The 18,246-nt window shown below is 41.0% G+C and carries 14 protein-coding genes; 3 read left to right on the top strand and 11 right to left on the bottom strand.

Annotation, left to right across the window (positions count from 1 at the left end; all coding sequences use genetic code 11):
- Positions 1 to 4 precede the first annotated feature (4 nt).
- From ACXAFM_RS17105 to pheS, 5 genes are all read right to left on the bottom strand, one after another.
- Entirely contained in the window at positions 5 to 598 is a 594-nt protein-coding gene (locus ACXAFM_RS17105) for a hypothetical protein (protein ID WP_474835464.1), read from the bottom strand.
- Positions 599 to 1,071: 473 nt separating this feature from the next.
- The gene (locus ACXAFM_RS17100) at positions 1,072 to 1,617 is read right to left on the bottom strand and encodes a hypothetical protein (protein WP_474835462.1); all 546 of its coding nucleotides are present in this window, start codon (positions 1,615 to 1,617) and stop codon (positions 1,072 to 1,074) included.
- 114 nt (positions 1,618 to 1,731) lie between these two features.
- Positions 1,732 to 2,031 (bottom strand): integration host factor subunit alpha, encoded by a 300-nt coding sequence (ihfA, locus tag ACXAFM_RS17095; RefSeq protein WP_012518129.1) that lies wholly within the window; start codon positions 2,029 to 2,031, stop codon positions 1,732 to 1,734.
- Between the two features lie 3 nt (positions 2,032 to 2,034).
- Complete coding sequence (pheT, locus tag ACXAFM_RS17090; protein ID WP_474835460.1) at positions 2,035 to 4,422, bottom strand: phenylalanine--tRNA ligase subunit beta; 2,388 nt, start codon at positions 4,420 to 4,422, stop codon at positions 2,035 to 2,037.
- 14 nt (positions 4,423 to 4,436) lie between these two features.
- A complete protein-coding gene (pheS, locus tag ACXAFM_RS17085) occupies positions 4,437 to 5,417 on the bottom strand; it encodes a phenylalanine--tRNA ligase subunit alpha (RefSeq protein WP_015066912.1) in 981 nt (326 codons plus the stop codon).
- Between the two features lie 238 nt (positions 5,418 to 5,655).
- Here pheS and ACXAFM_RS17080 point away from each other — a divergent pair, with 238 nt between their 5' ends.
- A complete protein-coding gene (locus ACXAFM_RS17080; protein WP_474835458.1) occupies positions 5,656 to 7,698 on the top strand; it encodes an acyltransferase family protein in 2,043 nt (680 codons plus the stop codon).
- A gap of 11 nt (positions 7,699 to 7,709) precedes the next feature.
- Positions 7,710 to 8,843 carry a glycosyltransferase gene (locus tag ACXAFM_RS17075; protein WP_474835456.1) on the top strand — a complete coding sequence of 378 codons (1,134 nt, stop codon included), beginning with the start codon at positions 7,710 to 7,712 and terminating at the stop codon, positions 8,841 to 8,843.
- Here the strand turns inward: ACXAFM_RS17075 and ACXAFM_RS17070 are convergent.
- Complete coding sequence (locus ACXAFM_RS17070; RefSeq protein ID WP_474835454.1) at positions 8,829 to 9,941, bottom strand: glycosyltransferase family 4 protein; 1,113 nt, start codon at positions 9,939 to 9,941, stop codon at positions 8,829 to 8,831. The two genes, ACXAFM_RS17075 and ACXAFM_RS17070, sit on opposite strands and share 15 nt — an antisense overlap.
- A 211-nt stretch (positions 9,942 to 10,152) precedes the next feature.
- On the opposite strand from ACXAFM_RS17070, the gene ACXAFM_RS17065 reads away from it, so the two are divergent.
- Positions 10,153 to 12,249, top strand: coding sequence for a right-handed parallel beta-helix repeat-containing protein (locus ACXAFM_RS17065; protein ID WP_474835452.1), 2,097 nt, complete (start codon positions 10,153 to 10,155; stop codon positions 12,247 to 12,249).
- A gap of 88 nt (positions 12,250 to 12,337) precedes the next feature.
- Here the strand turns inward: ACXAFM_RS17065 and ACXAFM_RS17060 are convergent, their stop codons facing one another.
- From ACXAFM_RS17060 to ACXAFM_RS17040, 5 genes are all read right to left on the bottom strand, one after another.
- Positions 12,338 to 13,456: a sulfotransferase family protein gene (locus tag ACXAFM_RS17060; RefSeq protein WP_474835451.1), complete on the bottom strand. Its 1,119-nt coding sequence runs from the start codon at positions 13,454 to 13,456 to the stop codon at positions 12,338 to 12,340.
- A gap of 475 nt (positions 13,457 to 13,931) precedes the next feature.
- Positions 13,932 to 14,588: a hypothetical protein gene (locus tag ACXAFM_RS17055; RefSeq protein WP_474831166.1), complete on the bottom strand. Its 657-nt coding sequence runs from the start codon at positions 14,586 to 14,588 to the stop codon at positions 13,932 to 13,934.
- 189 nt (positions 14,589 to 14,777) lie between these two features.
- Positions 14,778 to 16,244 (bottom strand): oligosaccharide flippase family protein, encoded by a 1,467-nt coding sequence (locus ACXAFM_RS17050; protein ID WP_474835449.1) that lies wholly within the window; start codon positions 16,242 to 16,244, stop codon positions 14,778 to 14,780.
- A gap of 137 nt (positions 16,245 to 16,381) precedes the next feature.
- Positions 16,382 to 17,338 carry a hypothetical protein gene (locus ACXAFM_RS17045; protein ID WP_474835447.1) on the bottom strand — a complete coding sequence of 319 codons (957 nt, stop codon included), beginning with the start codon at positions 17,336 to 17,338 and terminating at the stop codon, positions 16,382 to 16,384.
- Positions 17,339 to 17,408: 70 nt separating this feature from the next.
- Complete coding sequence (locus ACXAFM_RS17040) at positions 17,409 to 18,242, bottom strand: glycosyltransferase family 2 protein (protein WP_474831162.1); 834 nt, start codon at positions 18,240 to 18,242, stop codon at positions 17,409 to 17,411.
- Between the last annotated feature and the right edge of the window lie 4 nt (positions 18,243 to 18,246).

Raw genomic sequence — 18,246 nt, 5'->3', positions numbered from 1 at the left:
TTGGTTATGCAACTGCCGCCATTATATTCTTAAGGTTTTCGATTGGTTTGAGCCTTTTTTTAATCAGCACATCTTCGTTTATCTTGAGGATAATACCTTTCAGTAAATCAGTGGTGTTTTCTATGTGCGATAGTGACTTAAGATGCTCTATGTCTTCGAAAATCTTACGCCCTTTAATCGATAGGCGCTTTTCTGATCTACCTTTTGCCAAGTCACTTTGAAGGTAACTCGCTATCTTTTTTGCTGACTTTTCATCTTCAGACAATGAGTGAATGTAGTACTTCATCATGCTTGGAACAAAGTCTGTAGTTGCACCGATTTCCATTGTCGCTAAATTGAGAATATCGATTAAATGCGCAGGTAAACGCCCTTCCACTGGCTTTCGCTTTGCTTCATATTGACGTTTAACCGCAGGTGTGGATTGGTGAGGTAATACAGTCACACTTTCACACTTATCACATACCCCTACCAAAACCTTTTTAACCACACCCGTACCATCACTGAAAGGAACATCTCTAAGTTGAAATGTCGCATTTTCAAATGACTGGCACGTGCTGCATGCCGCTTTCTGCGACTCGCCTACTTTGAAAATTTTCATATCTTTTCCTTAATGATGGACGCTAATAAAAACGCTATTCGGCTCTACGAAATACCATTTAACATACCAATTATGACCGGCTCGCCTCGTCTTAATTATGTGTACCGTAATGCTGCTATCATAATGATGAGGGCTGGAAGAATAATCGTTTCCTCGACTTCGACCTATAATTTCGGCAACTTCCTCAAGCGATACTTGCCCAATTGCCAATAGATTTTTAACATCAATATCGTTTCTCTGCTCATGGGAAACGTATCCTTTATTTAGACAGTCAATGACCTGCCGCTTTATTTCCTTGTAACCCCCCCTGCACTCCACATGCACGTCAAATGTACGCCAAATTGCGTACATTTTCAAATTAAGCTTTCAATAAATCTATAGTATGAAAAGTAGGAAGGGGTATGAAGCTGGTCTGCGGTATAGGTTTCTGATGAGTGTTTGAATGCAGCGCGAGCAATAGCCTAAAACATAGCCTAATTACCCGCCTGCGCTAACCACTGCTTGCGCGCTTCCTCAAGCGCGGCTTCATCGGGCTGTTCGTTGCCCGAAATAGCTACGGCAATTTGCTGAATAATTTCATCGCGCTTTTTAATCAACGCATCAGTGCGAGGGAAGAGATCTTTAGCTTCAGGATACTGTTCTTTAAGCACGTCTACATCTTCTAGCGCGTAATAGCGCGCTTCAAAGGCTTCGTTATACAGTTGACGTTTAGCATTAAATACCACGTAATCTTTCGCGGTTTCCGAATTAAGATAATTCATATCTTCTGAAGATAAACTAGCAGCCTGCCCTACTTCACGGGCTTGCTCCATCCATGAATCTACAGCTTCATCATTTCCCTCTTTAACAGCTTGCTTTACGCCCTGCTGCAAATCGCTGGCGTGAAGAATTTCCATAACTGTAATAAGCGGAACTTGCGCAGCGCTTTGGTCTCGCTTGTCTGCATCTAGCGACAAATAAGCAAACCATGAAAAGGTAGCGGCAATAATAATAGCAAGAACGACAAGTGCTTTTTTCACACTTTCCTCCAAAAACATTGCATATAGAAATCAGTGCGAGTGCACTGTAAAAAAGAAGCAATACAAAAAGAGCGAGAGATCTCGCCCTTTTTCAGTATTGTAACGACCTAAAGATTATTGGTCGACAGGCTCAGAGTTTTCAACTCGGCTTTTAAGTTTTTGACCCGGGCGGAATGTAACCACGCGGCGCGCTTTAATTGGAATGTCTTCACCGGTTTTAGGATTACGGCCAGGACGTTCGTTTTTATCACGCAAGTCAAAGTTACCAAAACCCGACAGTTTTACTTGCTCACCAGATTCCAGAGCGCCTTTAATCTCTTCGAAAAAAAGCTCTACCAGATCCTTCGCATCACGCTTGTTAATGCCTAGTTTCTCGAATAGGTGTTCAGCCATCTCGGCTTTGGTCAATGCCATAGTTTACTCTCTTAACGCGGCCCCAAACTCAGATTCCAGACCTTTAACCACAGTATCTACAGCTTGCTGAATCTCAGCTTCTTCCAAGGTTTTATCCGGATCTTGTAAATGAAGTGACAAAGCAAGGCTCTTATAGCCAGGCTCAATTCCCTTGCCTTTGTACTCATCGAACAAGTTTAGAGCAACTAGTTGATTTACGCCAATATTTTCTATGTAAGAAAGCACATTTCCTACACGCACTTCATCTTTAACCGTAATAGCAATATCACGGCGATTCGATGGGAAGCGCGATACTGGTACAGCTGACGGTAATTTGCGATCGGTAATGGCATCTACCACTAGTTCGAACACAAATACGCGGCCGTTAACACCAAGCAATTTAGTAAACTGCGGGTGTATAGCACCAATATAGCCAACTTCTTCATCATTAAGCAAAATTTTTGCCGTCATACCAGGGTGCAACGCACTATGCTGCCCTGTAACGAACTGGAACTCACCGGTTTTACCTGTAAGTGCCAACAACGCCTCAACGTCGGCTTTTGCATCGAAGAAATCAACCGGGCTGTCGCCCAAGTCCCAATGTTCTTCATTACGACGCCCTGCTACTACACCACCAATTACTTGCTGTTGCAATACACCATTAGGCGCATCTTGTTGAGGAATAAAGCGTAATCCGGTTTCAAACATGCGAACACGTTGTTGCTGACGCTTCTGATTATATGCAGTAGCACCTAGCAAACCCGGCCATAAACTTACGCGCATTACCGACATATCAGATGAAATTGGGTGTGGTAACACCATGCCTTTCACGTCTGGGAATAATGCGTTTTGAATTTTAGGGTCTACAAACGAATAAGTAATCGCTTCATTGTAGCCACGGCTTAAAAGCAACGACTTCATAGTGTTTAGCGGCAGCTTAGCTTCTTGCGAAGGTAGCATTGCCAAGGTCGCTTTTGGCGCCACGTTTGGAATGTTATTGTAGCCGTAAACCCGGGCGATCTCTTCAATCAAATCTTCTTCAATTGAAATATCGAAACGATAGCTTGGCGCAACCGCTTCCCAGCCTGCTTCAGTTTGTGTAACGTCTAAACCAAGGCGGTTAAGCATTTCCGTTACTTTTGCATCATCAATGCTAATACCCAGTACACGCGCTAAACGTTCACGACGAAGCGTAACCGTTGCCTGCTTGGGTAGCTTATCTTCAGCCACAGCTTCAACAACAGGGCCAGCTTCACCACCACAAATTTCAAGAACGAGTGCAGTAGCGCGCTCCATGGCTTTACGCTGAAGTAGCGGGTCTACACCACGCTCATAGCGGTGCGAGGCATCGGTATGCAAGCCATACTGACGGGCACGGCCCATAATGGCATCACGGCTAAAGAACGCACTTTCAAGCAAAATATCTTGGGTTTCAGTCGTTACACCAGAGTGTAAGCCACCGAAAATACCCGCCATCGCTAACGCTTTGTTGTCATCAGCAATAACTAAAGTGTTGCTTTGCAGCTTAGCTTCGGTTTCGTCAAGTAGCGTAAGGGCTTCGCCTTCGTTCGCCATACGCACGTTAATGTTGCCTTCAATGCTGGCAAGGTTAAACGCGTGCATTGGCTGGCCAAGCTCTAGCAATACAAAGTTAGTCACATCTACAATGGGGTCGATGCTGCGAATACCGCAACGACGAAGCTTTTCAACTAACCACAGTGGCGATGCTGCTTTTACGTTAACGCCTTTAACCACACGGCCTAAATAACGCGGGCATGCGTCATCAGCGCTTAACGTAATTGATAATTTATCATCAATAGTAGCCTCTACAGATGCTACTTCAGGCTCGCACACGTCAAGGTTATTAAGCACGCCTACTTCACGGGCAATACCGCGAATACCCAAACAATCTGCACGGTTTGGTGTAAGGTCTACTTCAATAGCGTTATCATCAAGACCAAGGTAATCGCGAATGTCTTCACCAATAGGTGCATCGGCTGGAAGCTCGATAATACCGTCGTGGTCGTCGCTAATACCTAGCTCAGAGAAACTACATAGCATACCGAATGACGGCTCGCCGCGAAGCTTCGCTTTCTTAATTTTAAAATCGCCTGGCAATACAGCGCCAACAACCGCTACCGCTACTTTAATGCCCTGACGACAGTTAGGTGCACCACAAACGATATCTAGTAGTTCATCGCCACCTACGTTAATTTTAGTTACGCGCAGTTTATCGGCATTCGGGTGCTGACCGCACTCCACTACTTCACCTACTAGCACGCCTTTAAAATCGCCTGCTACTGGCTCAACGCCGTCTACTTCAAGGCCAGCCATGCTCAACTGTTCAGACAGCTCATGTGCCGACAGCGACGGGTTAACCCACTCTCTTAGCCATTTTTCACTGAATTTCATGTGTACTCTCTGCCTTAGTTGAACTGCTTAAGGAAACGAAGATCGTTTTCAAAGAACGCGCGCAAGTCGTTAACACCGTAACGAAGCATAGTTAAGCGCTCTACGCCCATACCAAAGGCAAAACCTGTGTACTCTTCTGGGTCGATACCCACTGCTTTAAGTACATTTGGGTGCACCATGCCGCAGCCTAGTACTTCAAGCCACTGACCGTTTTTACCCATAACGTCTACTTCAGCTGAAGGCTCGGTAAACGGGAAGTACGACGGACGGAAGCGAATTTCTAGCGACTCTTCAAAGAAGTGATGTAAGAAGTCATGCAAAATACCTTTAAGGTCGGTAAAGCTAACGTTCTTATCAACCATCAAGCCTTCCACTTGGTGGAACATTGGCGTGTGAGTTTGATCGTAGTCGTTACGATACACGCGCCCCGGCGAGATAATACGTAATGGCGGCTTTTCCGCTTCCATAGTACGAATTTGAACACCAGAGGTTTGCGTACGAAGCATCATGTCTGGGTTGAAATAAAAGGTGTCGTGATCGGCACGCGCTGGGTGATTCGCAGGAATGTTCAATGCGTCGAAATTGTGAAAACCATCTTCAATTTCAGGGCCGGTCTTTACCGAGAAACCAAGCTCGCCAAAGAAAGATTCAATACGCGCAATTGTGCGGCTAACCGGGTGCAAGTTACCTGGCTTTTCAGTGCGACCAGGCAAAGTTACATCAATGGCTTCTTCGGCTAGCTTTTTGTTAAGCTCTTCAGTGCGTAAAAACTCACCTTTTGCAGAAATAGCTTGCTGAATAACCTGCTTAGCTTGGTTAATCTTTTGGCCGGCGGCAGGACGTTCTTCGTTCGATAACTTTCCAAGCCCTTTAAGTAAGTCGGTAAGTTTACCTTTCTTACCCATGAATTCGACCCTAACTTGGTCTAATGTGGCTGCATCTTGGGCAGCGTCAATCTGGCTTTGTGCCTGATTGATAATAGCGTCAAGCTCCATGTTTTCCTCAATTTACATGATGACTGCATGGCCAAAGCATAGGAAGAATTTTTCTGTGCGCTAAGGCTTGCCTGAAATAAAAGCGGTAGTTTACACGAGTGACAGACATTACCGCTACCCTATATAGCTGATAATGGCGAAATTTTGCTATATCTGCTCTACTTACAGTCATTTTTTATAAACAGATAAAATAAACGGTGCGTTTCGCCACGTTCTGCTGCTAACGAGCATTAATATTGTGCCGGCAGCTTCATCTATAAAGACGGCATTGTTTACTCAAAACCAATCGTCTATTGAAATTAAAGTGTTATATGCAAGGGCCGTTGATGTAAACTTACGACCTTTTAAAGTAAGACGGCTAATTTTTACGTTGAAACGCTTCAATACTGCAACATTAAGTTATCGCCCTGAAATCGATGGATTGCGTGCAATCGCTGTGCTTGCTGTTGTTTTATACCATTGTGGCTTTAACTTTGTTTCTGGTGGTTTTATAGGTGTCGATATATTTTTCGTCATCTCAGGCTTTTTGATTACTTCGCTACTAAGCAAAGAGATACTTGGCGGCAACTTTTCACTTAGCACTTTTTATGCAAAGCGTATTCGACGTTTATATCCAGCACTATTCTTCACCATTGTGCTAACAATAATTGCTGGCTACTTCGTCTTTATGCCAGATGAACTAAAAGAATTAGGACAAAGCACTGTTGGCGTAGTCACTTATTTAGCGAATGTCTTTTTCTATTTGAAAAGCGACTACTTCGATGGCCCCTCTAACCTTAAACCTCTCTTACATACTTGGTCTCTAGCAGTTGAAGAGCAGTTTTACATTCTTTTTCCCGTAATCATATTGGTATTAGCGAAACTAAAAAGGCACATAGTTTTAATATTCGCCATCGGGCTTTTTTTGCTTTCATTTGTTGGCAGTATTTTATTTTTAAAAATTGATAACAGCGCCGTGTTTTTTCTTACACCGTTTCGAGCGTGGGAATTTATGATGGGAGCAGCTTGTAGTGTAATAATCCGCTATTTTCCAGAACACAAAGCTCAGAAGCATGGTGCAACTGCTTATTTCGGTTTTGTACTCATAATTGCGTCGCTTATCGCTATAAATGATGAAACTTCTTTTCCTGGTCTTAGCGCTTTACCAGTTACTTTTGGAACAGCCCTGCTAATACTCTTTGCCCCCCAACAGCCTTTGCTAATGAAGCTACTGGCGAATAAACCTGCTGTCTATATAGGTAAAATCTCATATTCTACCTATCTCATTCATTGGCCGATAGTTGTATATTACAACTACGCTATAATGAGAGTCCCAACACTATTAGAACAGACAGGCCTAGTGTTCGCATCATTTGGTGCTGGCTTTATGTTATATCAGTTAATTGAAAATAGATTTCGCCTAAAAGCCTTATCCTCTAAAGAAGTGAAAACCACTTTTGTAGGGACATTGGTTGCAACGCTTTTTGTTTGCGTGCTTGGTGGTGTAGTGCACATTAACGAGGGCTTTAAGGATAGATTCGTAGTTGACAACAAGGATATAAAAACAACGCCCCATATTCTTTCTCCTAAAGGGAACTGCTTTCTATCTACCAAAGAGTCTTTTGAGATTTGGAATGGAAAACGTTGCTTCATAGGCGATTATGATAAAGAGAAGAAAACCACTTTGCTGTGGGGTGATTCACATATTAATCACCTAGTCTTTGGCATAAATACGCATAAAGAAAGGATACAAAATAACGTAATTGTTTTTGCAAGTGCTGGTTGCGCACCGATATTTCAAGAAATACCAAAAAGTCGCCCAAACTGCGCTAGAAATAATGCGCATTTGTCAAAAATTTTAGAACAGTTTAACGTCACCAAAGTTGTTTTAGCTTCAAACTGGCAATACGCCAAGACCCAAGGCGTTGATATTTTCCGGTTGCGTGAGACGGTTGAAGAGTTACATCGCCGCGGGTTAGAGATTTCTATCATTAACCAACTCCCCGTATACCCAGTTAACAACCCGCTATATTTAAAATTACGCTTGTCCAATAGCTCAGAAATAATCCACGAATGGACAATTAAGCCTGCGAAGGGCAAAAAAGAACAGAAAATTATAGCTTCAATCGAATTCCCTCCAAATGTTAAAGTAATAAACCCATTCGATATCTTTTGCAAAAAAGGCACTTGTTCCATAATCAAAAGCGCTAACCTTATGGTTAAAGATGCAGTCCACTTATCGAATGCTGGAAGTGAGTTGATGATTAATAGCATTTTGTCGAAAGACAAGGATTTCTTTTAAGTGAGAGTTAGGTGAAAAGAAAAGTTGTATTTTTAATCAACTCTATTAAGTTAGGTGGCGCGGAACGTGCACTTGCAAACTTGCTGAGCAAGCCAGAGTTTTTCGAAGAATTAGATGTTTCTATCTTACTTCTTGATGATGAACCTCTTGAACGCGAAATGCCCAGTCACATACCATTAAAAAGTTTAAACAGCGATGGCTCGTTGATTAAAAGTGTGAACGAGCTATATACTTTTGTTAAACACTCAAAGCCTGATTTAGTAGTAAGCTTTTTAGTGCGCTCTAACGTTGCCAATGCATTTCTGCGGCTTGTGAGAAAAATCCCCAAGTCGGTATTGTGTGAACGCATGCACCTTAGTAGTCATTTAGACAACCAGTTTTCTGGTTTAAAGCGTAGTTTTGCATCCTTACCGCCAACTCTTTTTTATCGCTTTGCAGACGCTGTAGTGGGTGTATCCACTGGTGTGACAAATGATCTAGTTACTCATTTTTCTGTGCCTAAAGAAAAAGCTTTTACGGTATTTAACCCCTACAATATCAAAGAAATTTCCACCAAAGCACAGGCTCCTTCAGAAATAAACACTCCTCCTGAATTCATTATCAGCACTGGCCGACTAACACCCGCTAAGAACTTTAAACACCTTATTGACGCGTATCTTGCTTCCAAAGAACTAGCCCCCCTTTGCATACTTGGCGAGGGAGAACAGAAACAAGAGTTGCTAGACTTTATTCAAGCTAAAGGTGCTTCAAATAGAGTCATATTGTTAGGCTATGCCAAAAACCCCTTTTCTGTTCTTGCCAAAGCGAAATACTATATTTCAGCATCTACTAACGAAGGCTTTCCCAATGCGCTTGTAGAGGCGATGGCAGTAGGTTTGCCGGCAATAATGACAAACTGTCCTTCTGGGCCAGCGGAAATATTAGAGGGAAACGAAGCGTTTACCAATGAAACCATGCACCTGGGAAAACACGGCATACTGGTTCCGTTAAACAAGCAAAGCGAGCTCACCGCCGCAATAAACTATCTTCAAGATAATAAGCTTAGAGAAGTTTACAGTGTTAAAAGTCTACGGCGAGCTAGTGATTTTCATATCGATAAGATAGCACACGAATATTGGCAATTTTTAAAGTCACGACTTCAATAACGACTTAAATACGTCTATGTGCTTACGTATATTTACGTCCCACGTATTCTGTTGTTGTAGATTTTCGGCGTGTGCGCTTTTATAAACAAGATAGCTTTCAACGTTCAACTTTGCAGAAAGGCTATACACATCCCCCCGCTCAAAGTAGCTCTCCTTATTAAGCTCGAACTCTTTGTGAGGTGCAATATCACTAGCTATTATGGGAGTTCCGACGGACAAGGCTTCCGCAAGCACCAAGCAGAAACCTTCCATATATGAAGGGTTCACTAATAATGCAGCATTTTTGTATAGCTCGGTGAGCTCTTCATCCACTCGAGTACCCGCAAACACTATGCGTTCACAAGCATGTTGCGTTAACGACTTCACATATTCATCTTCGACATAATTAGAGCCAACGATTACCAGCTTTAAGGTTGCGACATTGCTCATATTAAAAGCCGCAATTAAGTCATCAAAACCTTTGGTTTTATCTAAGCGCCCCACTGCCAGTATATAATGGTTAGCTGCTATACCAAGTTCTGAAAGTACTTCACCATGCCCGCTTCTGTTATTAATAAGAGAGCCCGCATTTCTTATAACCATGCGTTTTCTTTTTAAAAACGTATATTTTTCGTTTACCTCTTCAAGAACAGACTGACTCACACAAATAATACGATGCGCAAACAGTACCGTTAGCAGCTCGCCCAGCTTCAGAATGAGTTTACCATGCCAACGCCACTTGGGGCGTTTATAGTCAGGCGAATGGTGAGTGACTATTGTTTTGAAACCAAAGATGCGAGAGATGACGCTGAAAAAACCAGGGCCAATTCCGTGTAAATGAATAATATCAGGGTGAATAAACAGTCTAGCGTAAACCAAAGCAAAAAACGTGTGGATAAACGTCTCTAATCCACTGATATTTAGAGACTTTAGCACTTTAACTCTTACACCTTCATACTCATAATCCGTTTTTCCCTCATATGCTATTCGGCTAAGCACAGTAACATCAAAATCACTACACGCCGTCACTATTCCGGGGTAAAGGTGTTCACATATGGTCTCTATTCCACCAACGAAAGACGGAATGCCTCTGGTGCCGATAACACAAACGTGTGGCATTTAAATTCCTTTATATTTGCTTTGGGTGAAGAGCTGAAAATTCACATACTGTAGAAAAAGCGCAGGTTAGATGCATATAATTGCTTACTAGTTCTTATATTTTATTAGTATTTAATGGAATAACCAACACCTTGCGGGTTTAAAACTGAAAAACTAAACTTTTGTTTATATCTTCTTGCGATTATCGCTTCTCTTCTTTAAGGCTTATCCTATGCATTTACGCCCACTTTACCACCTTATCGCTATAATAAGCTTACTTACCATTTCAGCGTGTACCAATACTATTTCTGAAACACGGCAATCGCAAACGGCGCAGCAAACCGGCGACAAGTATGAACAACTCATTAGTGACATTTACGCAAAAAACAAAGTAAATATAACTCCAGAAAGAGCCGTTGAATTAATAAGCAAAAGCAACTCGCTTGATAGAGTTGAAAAACAGATATTAGAGGGGTTTGGTACTAATATAATTCAGCTTTACGAGCTGGGACTGCTTACAAATACTGACGAGCTTAGTTTATCTCGAGCGATGCCTTCCCTGTCAGAGAATGAGGTATTGCTCCACGCGTTATTGACGATATTTCCTATCGATAGTTATTCCATTATTCGAAGCGTTCGTAGAACAGACGTCATTGATAAAGAGCAGCTACTTAGTGCTATTTTGCAAGCAGGCCTCGACCCTACCCTTGCAATGGAAGTAACAGCCACAGGTCTAGAAAACATAGTTACGCCGCTCATCCACTCGGCAAGTATAACCCTTTATAACCAGGTTGAAGAGAACACCAGTGAAGTTAAATACAGACAAGTTGGAACAGAAATTTGGGAAGAAGGGCTATCATTTTCTTGGGACCCAATATACGGTGCCTTATCAGGAAGCATTTTTAATTTAAAAGCTGACAGCACCTATGAGGTTGAAATACGGGTTAATCAGAGCGATGAAATAAAAGACTATAGCTTTGAATTTACCACAAACCCAGACAGCCCTCCTATTGACCCCAGCAAAGTCTACTACCTTTCTGAGATATACGACGGTGGGCAATTAGATCTCGAAGCGCTAAATATATTTGGCTCCCCAGGAGGATACGCAAAAATAATTGGTGACGGCGCGATCATAAGCCCAGACGAGGGTGACTTAGCTGCAGTGAACATTGGCCGACAGTCATACGTTATGTTAGAAAACCTCACTATTCGAGGAGGGTTAAGGTATGGAATTTTCGCCGACCGAACTCACAACATTTGGATAAAAGGATGCGACATTGCTGAATTCGGCAGAACGGCATACGAGTACCGAGGAGGAAAAGCCTACTCTAGCCCTGAAAGTTCATCTCCAATAAATTATGACTCTGGGATCTATCTTGAGAAGTCTGGTATTGCCGTAATTGAAGACTGTGAAATTCATAATCCTAATTTAGGGGCAAATCACTGGGGCAACGGCCACCCTAACGGAGCAAATGCTATCCAAATGTGGGCATATCACCCTGATGTTGAAAAGCGCGGACAATTTATCATTAGAAATAATAGGCTTTATGGGAGTGATGATAAGCGTTTCAATGACGTGATAGAAGGCAGAAAGAATGCTTGGCGTGTTGGCGGGTTTGTAAGAGATTCAGCTATTTATGGTAACTATATTGCCTATGCAAATGACGATTTAATAGAAATAGACGGCGGACAAAGTAATGTACTCGTTTACGATAATGAACTTACTCAAGGGTATGCGGGCATTAGTATTGCGCCCAATAGGCTTGGCCCCAGCTATATATTTCACAACCTTATTTACAACCTTGGCGATGAGAGAGGTCGCGAGTGGGCGTCGATAAAAGCTGGAGGTCTCTTAAGCCAACCAGCTGGTGTCACGCGAGTTTACGAGAACGTAATTTTAACCAACCGTAATGGTATTGCTGCTTCTAGCTTTCAAGGAGATAAGACATTTTGGATTGAAACGCAGAATAATGTGATTATAACTCGAAACAACTCAAACATGGTGGGTTACGGCATATATGACGAACAACAATTTCTATCCTCCCACTTTTTCAACGATGTAATTTACAATATCTCAATGGATGATACCAAAGCACATGTTTCGCCGGAGACAATTTCCACACTCGACGTAGCGGTTAATAAAAGTGCAGTTCAAAACTTTGCCCCTTCTCTCACAAAGATACTGCAAGTAGATAGCGCAAACCTAATACCTAATATTTCTATTGTTGTTTCAGAAGATGATGAGATAGATTCAATGCAGTTATTATCTGAGGAATGTATATCGAACTGCAGTGAAAAGTTGTTTATAAAGGTGGGGAGTGGTGATTAGTATTCTGGAATGCCTGTTCTGTTTTAAGTACAACATTAGAAGTTAATGTATGTACATTCACATCCATGTGAAGTATTTAAAGTACCAATTAGTTCAAATACCGGCCCAACATGGAAAGAAACGTGTTCTTTTTTCCTAAAAGATATAGCGAGTCATTTCTTGTCAACTTAAGCTTTATAGCAGCGATACACGCTCTAAAAACTAGACCCTCTTCAACAAATAATAAGGTGTCGTTAATATCATTAACATAGGAAAGCTTGAAACCGTGATCGTTTAATACTGATGCGAAACTGTCTAGCCCTTCAAATTTTTGTTTTTTTAGCTTTTTAAGTCGAAGGGGGTTGAAGGTTTTTGTGGTTGTAGCTTCGTAGCCGTACTTACCGAGCAAGTTGCCAAGTATGCCTTCAGTTTGCATTAAAAGGTCGCCTTGTAGCTTTCCCTTCCACTTTGAAAGGTTCTGATTGTCTATTTTTTGACAAACATCTTGCTTCCAAGGCTCGTTTTCGGTTGTTACTGCGTTAGCCCCCTTTCTTTCAAGAATACCTTTATCAAAGGGCTCTTCAATGTAGGAAAACAATTTCCTTAGCTCTTCCTCTGGACTCATGACTAACTTTTCATAGCTTTGAATATAGACATCGTCAGTGTTGAGTTCTTTTTCAGCGCTGTTATACCAAGAATGAATTAATGCAGCGTTTTCAGCTACTGAACTAGAAGCCCAAGGCAGTTTTGGTATAGATGACGCGCTATCCCTAAAATCGCGGTGTATTAGTATGATTTTTGCGACAGGAAAATGCACTTTGATATCAGAGATATGCTTTAGATGATTAGGTGTTTTTTCAAGCCACCTTTCCTCGCCGAGTTGTGCACGTTTACTTGATACAATTGATTCTAACATTGCACTAATTGAGGGAGTTCTAGATTTTAAAAAATTTATTACTTGTTCCCGCTCCCTGCCATAGAGCGATAGTACGCTTTGGCCCGACAATGTAAGCCGCTCATCCATTAGGTTTACAGCTTGATACGGCCAATTTTCATTTTCTAAGGCCTGTTTAAGCGCTTTACTTCCTAACCCTATTTTATTGAAAAATTGCGTTTCTGGTCCAGAACCTATTCCACTATGTGATACTAAAAAACTTGTTAAAAGCGTGGTTCCAGACCTGGGTGCCCCAACTATGAATATTGGGCTTTTTCCTTGTCGCGTTGTCATTGTAGTTTAGTTCTCTCGTCTATTTACTATTGTGAAAGCAAAATATCCGCCAACTGCGGTGGAAACTTTCCAATCCGTGCCTTTAAACTCAAGTAACATTAAACATTAAACATTAAACATTAAACATTAACGTTAGCTTATATTATCAGTAAGCACGGTGAAACGCGCATATTTCTGGAAGAGATTTTTTAAATATCAGCGTAACTAGGGTTTGTGAAGACAATATTAAAATATTAGAGATCTTTGGTGTCGCCGTACGAGCCTATCGTAATTTAGCTGCTACTTGGGGGCATACATTAAGTACAGTGGCGTAGCTATCTTATGAATTGAACATGAGAATTAGCGAACCAAGTTTCTAATTAGAGGAAAGAAGGACTTGCCTTTTGTGTAAGCTAAACGAGAAATATTGTAAAAAGTGGCGCTAAAACTAAAAAGGCCAGCTTAAAAGCTGACCTTTTACAAACGCTTCAAACTCTTAGAATTTGCGGCGTGATGCTAGAAGACATACAACCGAAAGAGCGAAAATCATCAAGGTTGATGGCGTGCTCACTGAAACGCTTGAGCTTGGGAAAGAAGTAAGCGTTAAGTTATCAAGGCCAGTACCAGAAACAGCAGCACTGCTGTTACCCGCAGAGTCGAACGTTAAGAACGAATAACCGTTAATACCAGTAAAGCGGTTGAACAAAATATCTAAGCTCCATAGGTCACCGACGAAGTCAGCGTAGACTAAACCATCTGTTTTACCGGCAACATATGAAAATGAAACGTTAGAGCCTGTTGCAGTTGAAACAACAGGATCACGACCATCTGGGTCATCAACGAAAATAACGCTGCCATTACTGCCATTAATGTCGAAGTTGATAGCACCTGCAGAACCTGTAGGGCCACTAAAAATCATATACAAACCTAACTCGTCCGCATCGTTAGTTGCAAAAAATGCAACTAATTCGTTTGCTTGTTCAAAGCCTGTGTTTGCGCTCCAATTGTTGAAGTCGTAGAACGACTCAAAAGACTCACTAAGTTGCAACGCATTTACTTCAGTTGACCCGTTAACAATTAGTGCAGCATTTGCACTTAAACTAGCGCTGACAAGCATTACTGCAGCAATAGCTTTATTAAAAAACTTCTTCATTTTAACCTCAATTCTCTATACAGCTAGATAATTTAAAACCAACTAACCGTGATAAGCAAAACTTGATCCACAATTAAATAAATCAATTAAATCAACAACTTACTCAAACTTAAACTGACTTAAAGTTTTGACATGTAAAATACTCTGACACTCAATTTAACGACTCTATAGACCTTTAGGTATCAATGGTTACTCTTGAACAGCAGCCTTCGGCTTCCTTGCCAACGTTCGAACTTCAGCCAATATTTTTTGCAGGTAAGTCCTAAAAATTAACAATAGAAATAACGGATAAAAGATAGCTCCACCGACTGACAATACCAAGAGTATTATAATCTCATTCTGTATCACCTCTGACAGGTAACCTTTTAAACTTAATACTGCAAAGAACATCATTAATGCGCTAATAACTGGAGGTAAAATTTCCTTAACTACCGACCATAAAGGCAATACGATGTGTTTGTTAACAATCAACAGCCTCACAGGAAGAATAAAACAATTACCAACAACAATACTTATCAACATTATCTTTATTCCAAACCAAATTGTTGCCCCTGCTATCAAAACACTGCTTACTATATTGAGAAGGGTTAAATTGAATGCGTCTTTAGTTTGGCCCACAGAAATGAGTAAATTCGGTAAAAACCATGCAATTACAGAAGGAAACATTCCAAAAGCGGAAATTGTCATATAGACAGCACTGGGTGCAAATTTTTCTCCGAATACTACCGTTATGAAGGGGGTAGCTATAGCTGCTAAACCCATGAATATTGGCAACACCAAAAGAGATGTTATTGAAACCATTTTTATATAGTGATGTCCAAGTTTACTTTTATCCTCAACTCTAGAAAAACTTGGAACGACCATCGAGTTTATAGAGCTCATGGTAACCTGGTTGATGACGCTCTCCCCTTTCTGTGCAGCAGCTAGTAGAGCAAAGCTAGCGGGCCCCAACACTAAACCGGTAAACATATTACTAGACTTTCTATGCAAGAAGTTCAATACAGCCATTCCCAAAAGCGGAAAACAAAAGGATATGAGCTCTTGGTTATCTTTTTTGTTAAAAGCAAAATATGGCCTATACTTAGCCACGAAGAGCATAAAGATGTATTGGAGGATGGCATTAATTAGCTTGCCGATTATTAGAGACCATAGCCCTAATCCATTTTCAGCCATCAAGACAATAAGGATTGAAGAAATAATCGTACCACAGAGCCTAGCCATGCCCATTTGCTTATTTTTGAACTCTCGCTGCAACTTTCCGCTTACTACAACTTGAAAACTTGTCAATATAGTTAATGGGGCTAAACACATTACAACCCATGCGGCCAGTTCCGAGTGATTATAATACGCCACTGGGAATCCTATCCCGACAACGCCCAATACTGCTATTAGCCCGAGCCCCGCAACAAAGGTCATCGTGCTCGCAGCGTACCTCTCTTCCCACTTAGCTCTTTGAACTAAATTTTGGTTTACACCCGCATTCACCAAAGTATTGGCAAACTCAATAAACAAAAAGCAAAATCCCGCAAGACCAAACTCTTCAAGCGTCAACACTCGCGCTAAGTATGCATAAACAACAAAATCAACTATGTTTATCCCAACTCGTGTTAGGGATGTCCACAAACTTCCGCTTGTAGCTTTTCTCTTAAGCGACATTAAAACTTCTCGTCATTGAAATGATTAAACAAAACACAGATTTAATAGATTTGTGCCAACAAAGGAAATAGATAAGGACATTTTATTAACTAAAAAATAAGCGCTCGCCTGGATGCGGCTTTACAGACTATCAATATTTAGTGCAAAAGTAACTGTCGCCATTTTTCAGACAATTTATAGCGAGAATACTCCTTCTTTGCCTCTATTTTAACTTTGTTTTTACAAACGTAGCTAGCTTCGATTTTGGGGAGGTCGACATTCAAATCTCTAAAAATATGAACAAATTGGTGCTGCTTACTTTTTGCTATAGTAAATTTCGAAGGTGCTGCAATAACGTTACACCCAAAACTTATTGCATGGTAAAAACTGCCAGAAGATATCATTGTATTATCGAGGTGGTTCATTAATACAAAGTCGGCGTCGCTTAGTTCTTTGTTTAAATCCTGAATTGGTAAAAATGTGTTGTTCCATGTTACTTTGAGACTTCGTTGGGCAATAATGTGGCGAAGAGCACTTTCATACTTTTTATCATCACACTTTCCCAAAATTTTCAAATGCTTATTATTCGGCCAAGAATTTAGAATAATATCTAAACCTTTATAGGGTTTGACAGCGCCAAAAAATATATAGTTTAAGACCCTATTATTTTTTTCTTCTACAAGTACGTCCATCGCTTCATCATCAAGATAAAGAGGGTGAACTAACCCACCCCCATCGTATAATTCCAACGAAACAAACTTGTAACCTAGCCCTCGCATTAGCCCCCGAAGAACGCTGAAATAAAACCCGCGCCCCTCGATATTATGCGGTTTGAAGTTGTGTTTTACAGAAATTTTAATAGAAAAAAACACAGCGCCAGCAACGACTAACCCTAAACATTTTATAAAGGTGATAAAACGCTTAAGCTTATTCAGTTTAGAGCCGTATGGCTTATCCTCAACCCAATTAAGCACCAAAGGGTAACGGCGAAACAAAGATGCAATCAAAACCTTGAAACTAAAAGCCACGGGCTGTAATTCCAAAGCCCTAATCGCTTCTTTGTTTATCTCTATATAATCATTATTGTGATTAAAAGGTACGAAAACCACTCTCACTAAATTAGTCCCTTTGTTCCAACTGTCGCCATAAGTTAATTAGACTGATAAGGTACAGATAATGGATTGCTTAAAACATGAATTTTCTATAAAAAAAGTGAACCGTTGCTGTTAATCCAGCCTGCTTTAGCGAATTCATAACCCACGATAATTTATTATTTTTGTACTTGAGCGAATAAAGATACTGTTGAGCGATTCTTCGCTTATACCATTTTTCGCCCAAAAACTGGCGGTGCTTTTTCGCAGATGCAAGCCTAGATTCGATATTACTTGGATCTAGCTTTCTAACCTTTGCACCAATACCGTCAAGATTTTGGAATCTATATAAATATATGGGGTTTGGTATATTAGCAAATCGATAGTCACCAATGAATAAACGAACGTATATATCCCAGTCTTGCCCATTGCCTAATGCCTCATCAAACCCGAGTTCCTTGATTAAATCCCGCTTACACGAAAACCCACTCATACCGCAGTAGCTGTTTCCTTGGACAAGAGAAGACTTTGTAACGACATTATCTGTATTTATGCGTATTTCTTTTTCATCACCAAGGTGTTTGAAGCCAGAAACCACTGCATCTGCACCATCGTCATACTTTTTCTTATGCTCTTGTAGGTAATGTGGAAGCCATATATCGTCGTCGTCTAAAAACGCCACTAGATCATATTTTGCCTCAGTTACGCCTTTATTCCTGGCAACGTTTGCACCACCAGATACGCATTGCTTTATATAGCGAAGTTTTGGGTCATTGAATTTTGATAACACATCACTATAGTCTGCGCTGGAATTGTCGTCGACAACAATAATTTCTTTCGGCTGTAGCGTCTGTTCAAGTACACTTTGCAATGAATGAAAAAGATAATCTGGGCGATTATATGTGGTAATAACTACGCTAAAATCCAATGTA

The sequence above is a fragment of the Alteromonas sp. ABD4_190 genome (assembly GCF_056160105.1).
This window is presented reverse-complemented; position numbering and strand designations above follow the sequence as displayed.

Coding starts and splice junctions, on each gene's coding strand:
- ACXAFM_RS17105 (WP_474835464.1), bottom strand. CDS start 598: ATGAAAATTTTCAAAGTAGGCGAGTCGCAGAAAGCGGCATGCAGCACG.
- ihfA (WP_012518129.1), bottom strand. CDS start 2,031: ATGGCATTGACCAAAGCCGAGATGGCTGAACACCTATTCGAGAAACTA.
- pheT (WP_474835460.1), bottom strand. CDS start 4,422: ATGAAATTCAGTGAAAAATGGCTAAGAGAGTGGGTTAACCCGTCGCTG.
- pheS (WP_015066912.1), bottom strand. CDS start 5,417: ATGGAGCTTGACGCTATTATCAATCAGGCACAAAGCCAGATTGACGCT.
- ACXAFM_RS17070 (WP_474835454.1), bottom strand. CDS start 9,941: ATGCCACACGTTTGTGTTATCGGCACCAGAGGCATTCCGTCTTTCGTT.
- ACXAFM_RS17065 (WP_474835452.1), top strand. CDS start 10,153: ATGCATTTACGCCCACTTTACCACCTTATCGCTATAATAAGCTTACTT.
- ACXAFM_RS17060 (WP_474835451.1), bottom strand. CDS start 13,456: ATGACAACGCGACAAGGAAAAAGCCCAATATTCATAGTTGGGGCACCC.
- ACXAFM_RS17055 (WP_474831166.1), bottom strand. CDS start 14,588: ATGAAGAAGTTTTTTAATAAAGCTATTGCTGCAGTAATGCTTGTCAGC.
- ACXAFM_RS17050 (WP_474835449.1), bottom strand. CDS start 16,244: ATGTCGCTTAAGAGAAAAGCTACAAGCGGAAGTTTGTGGACATCCCTA.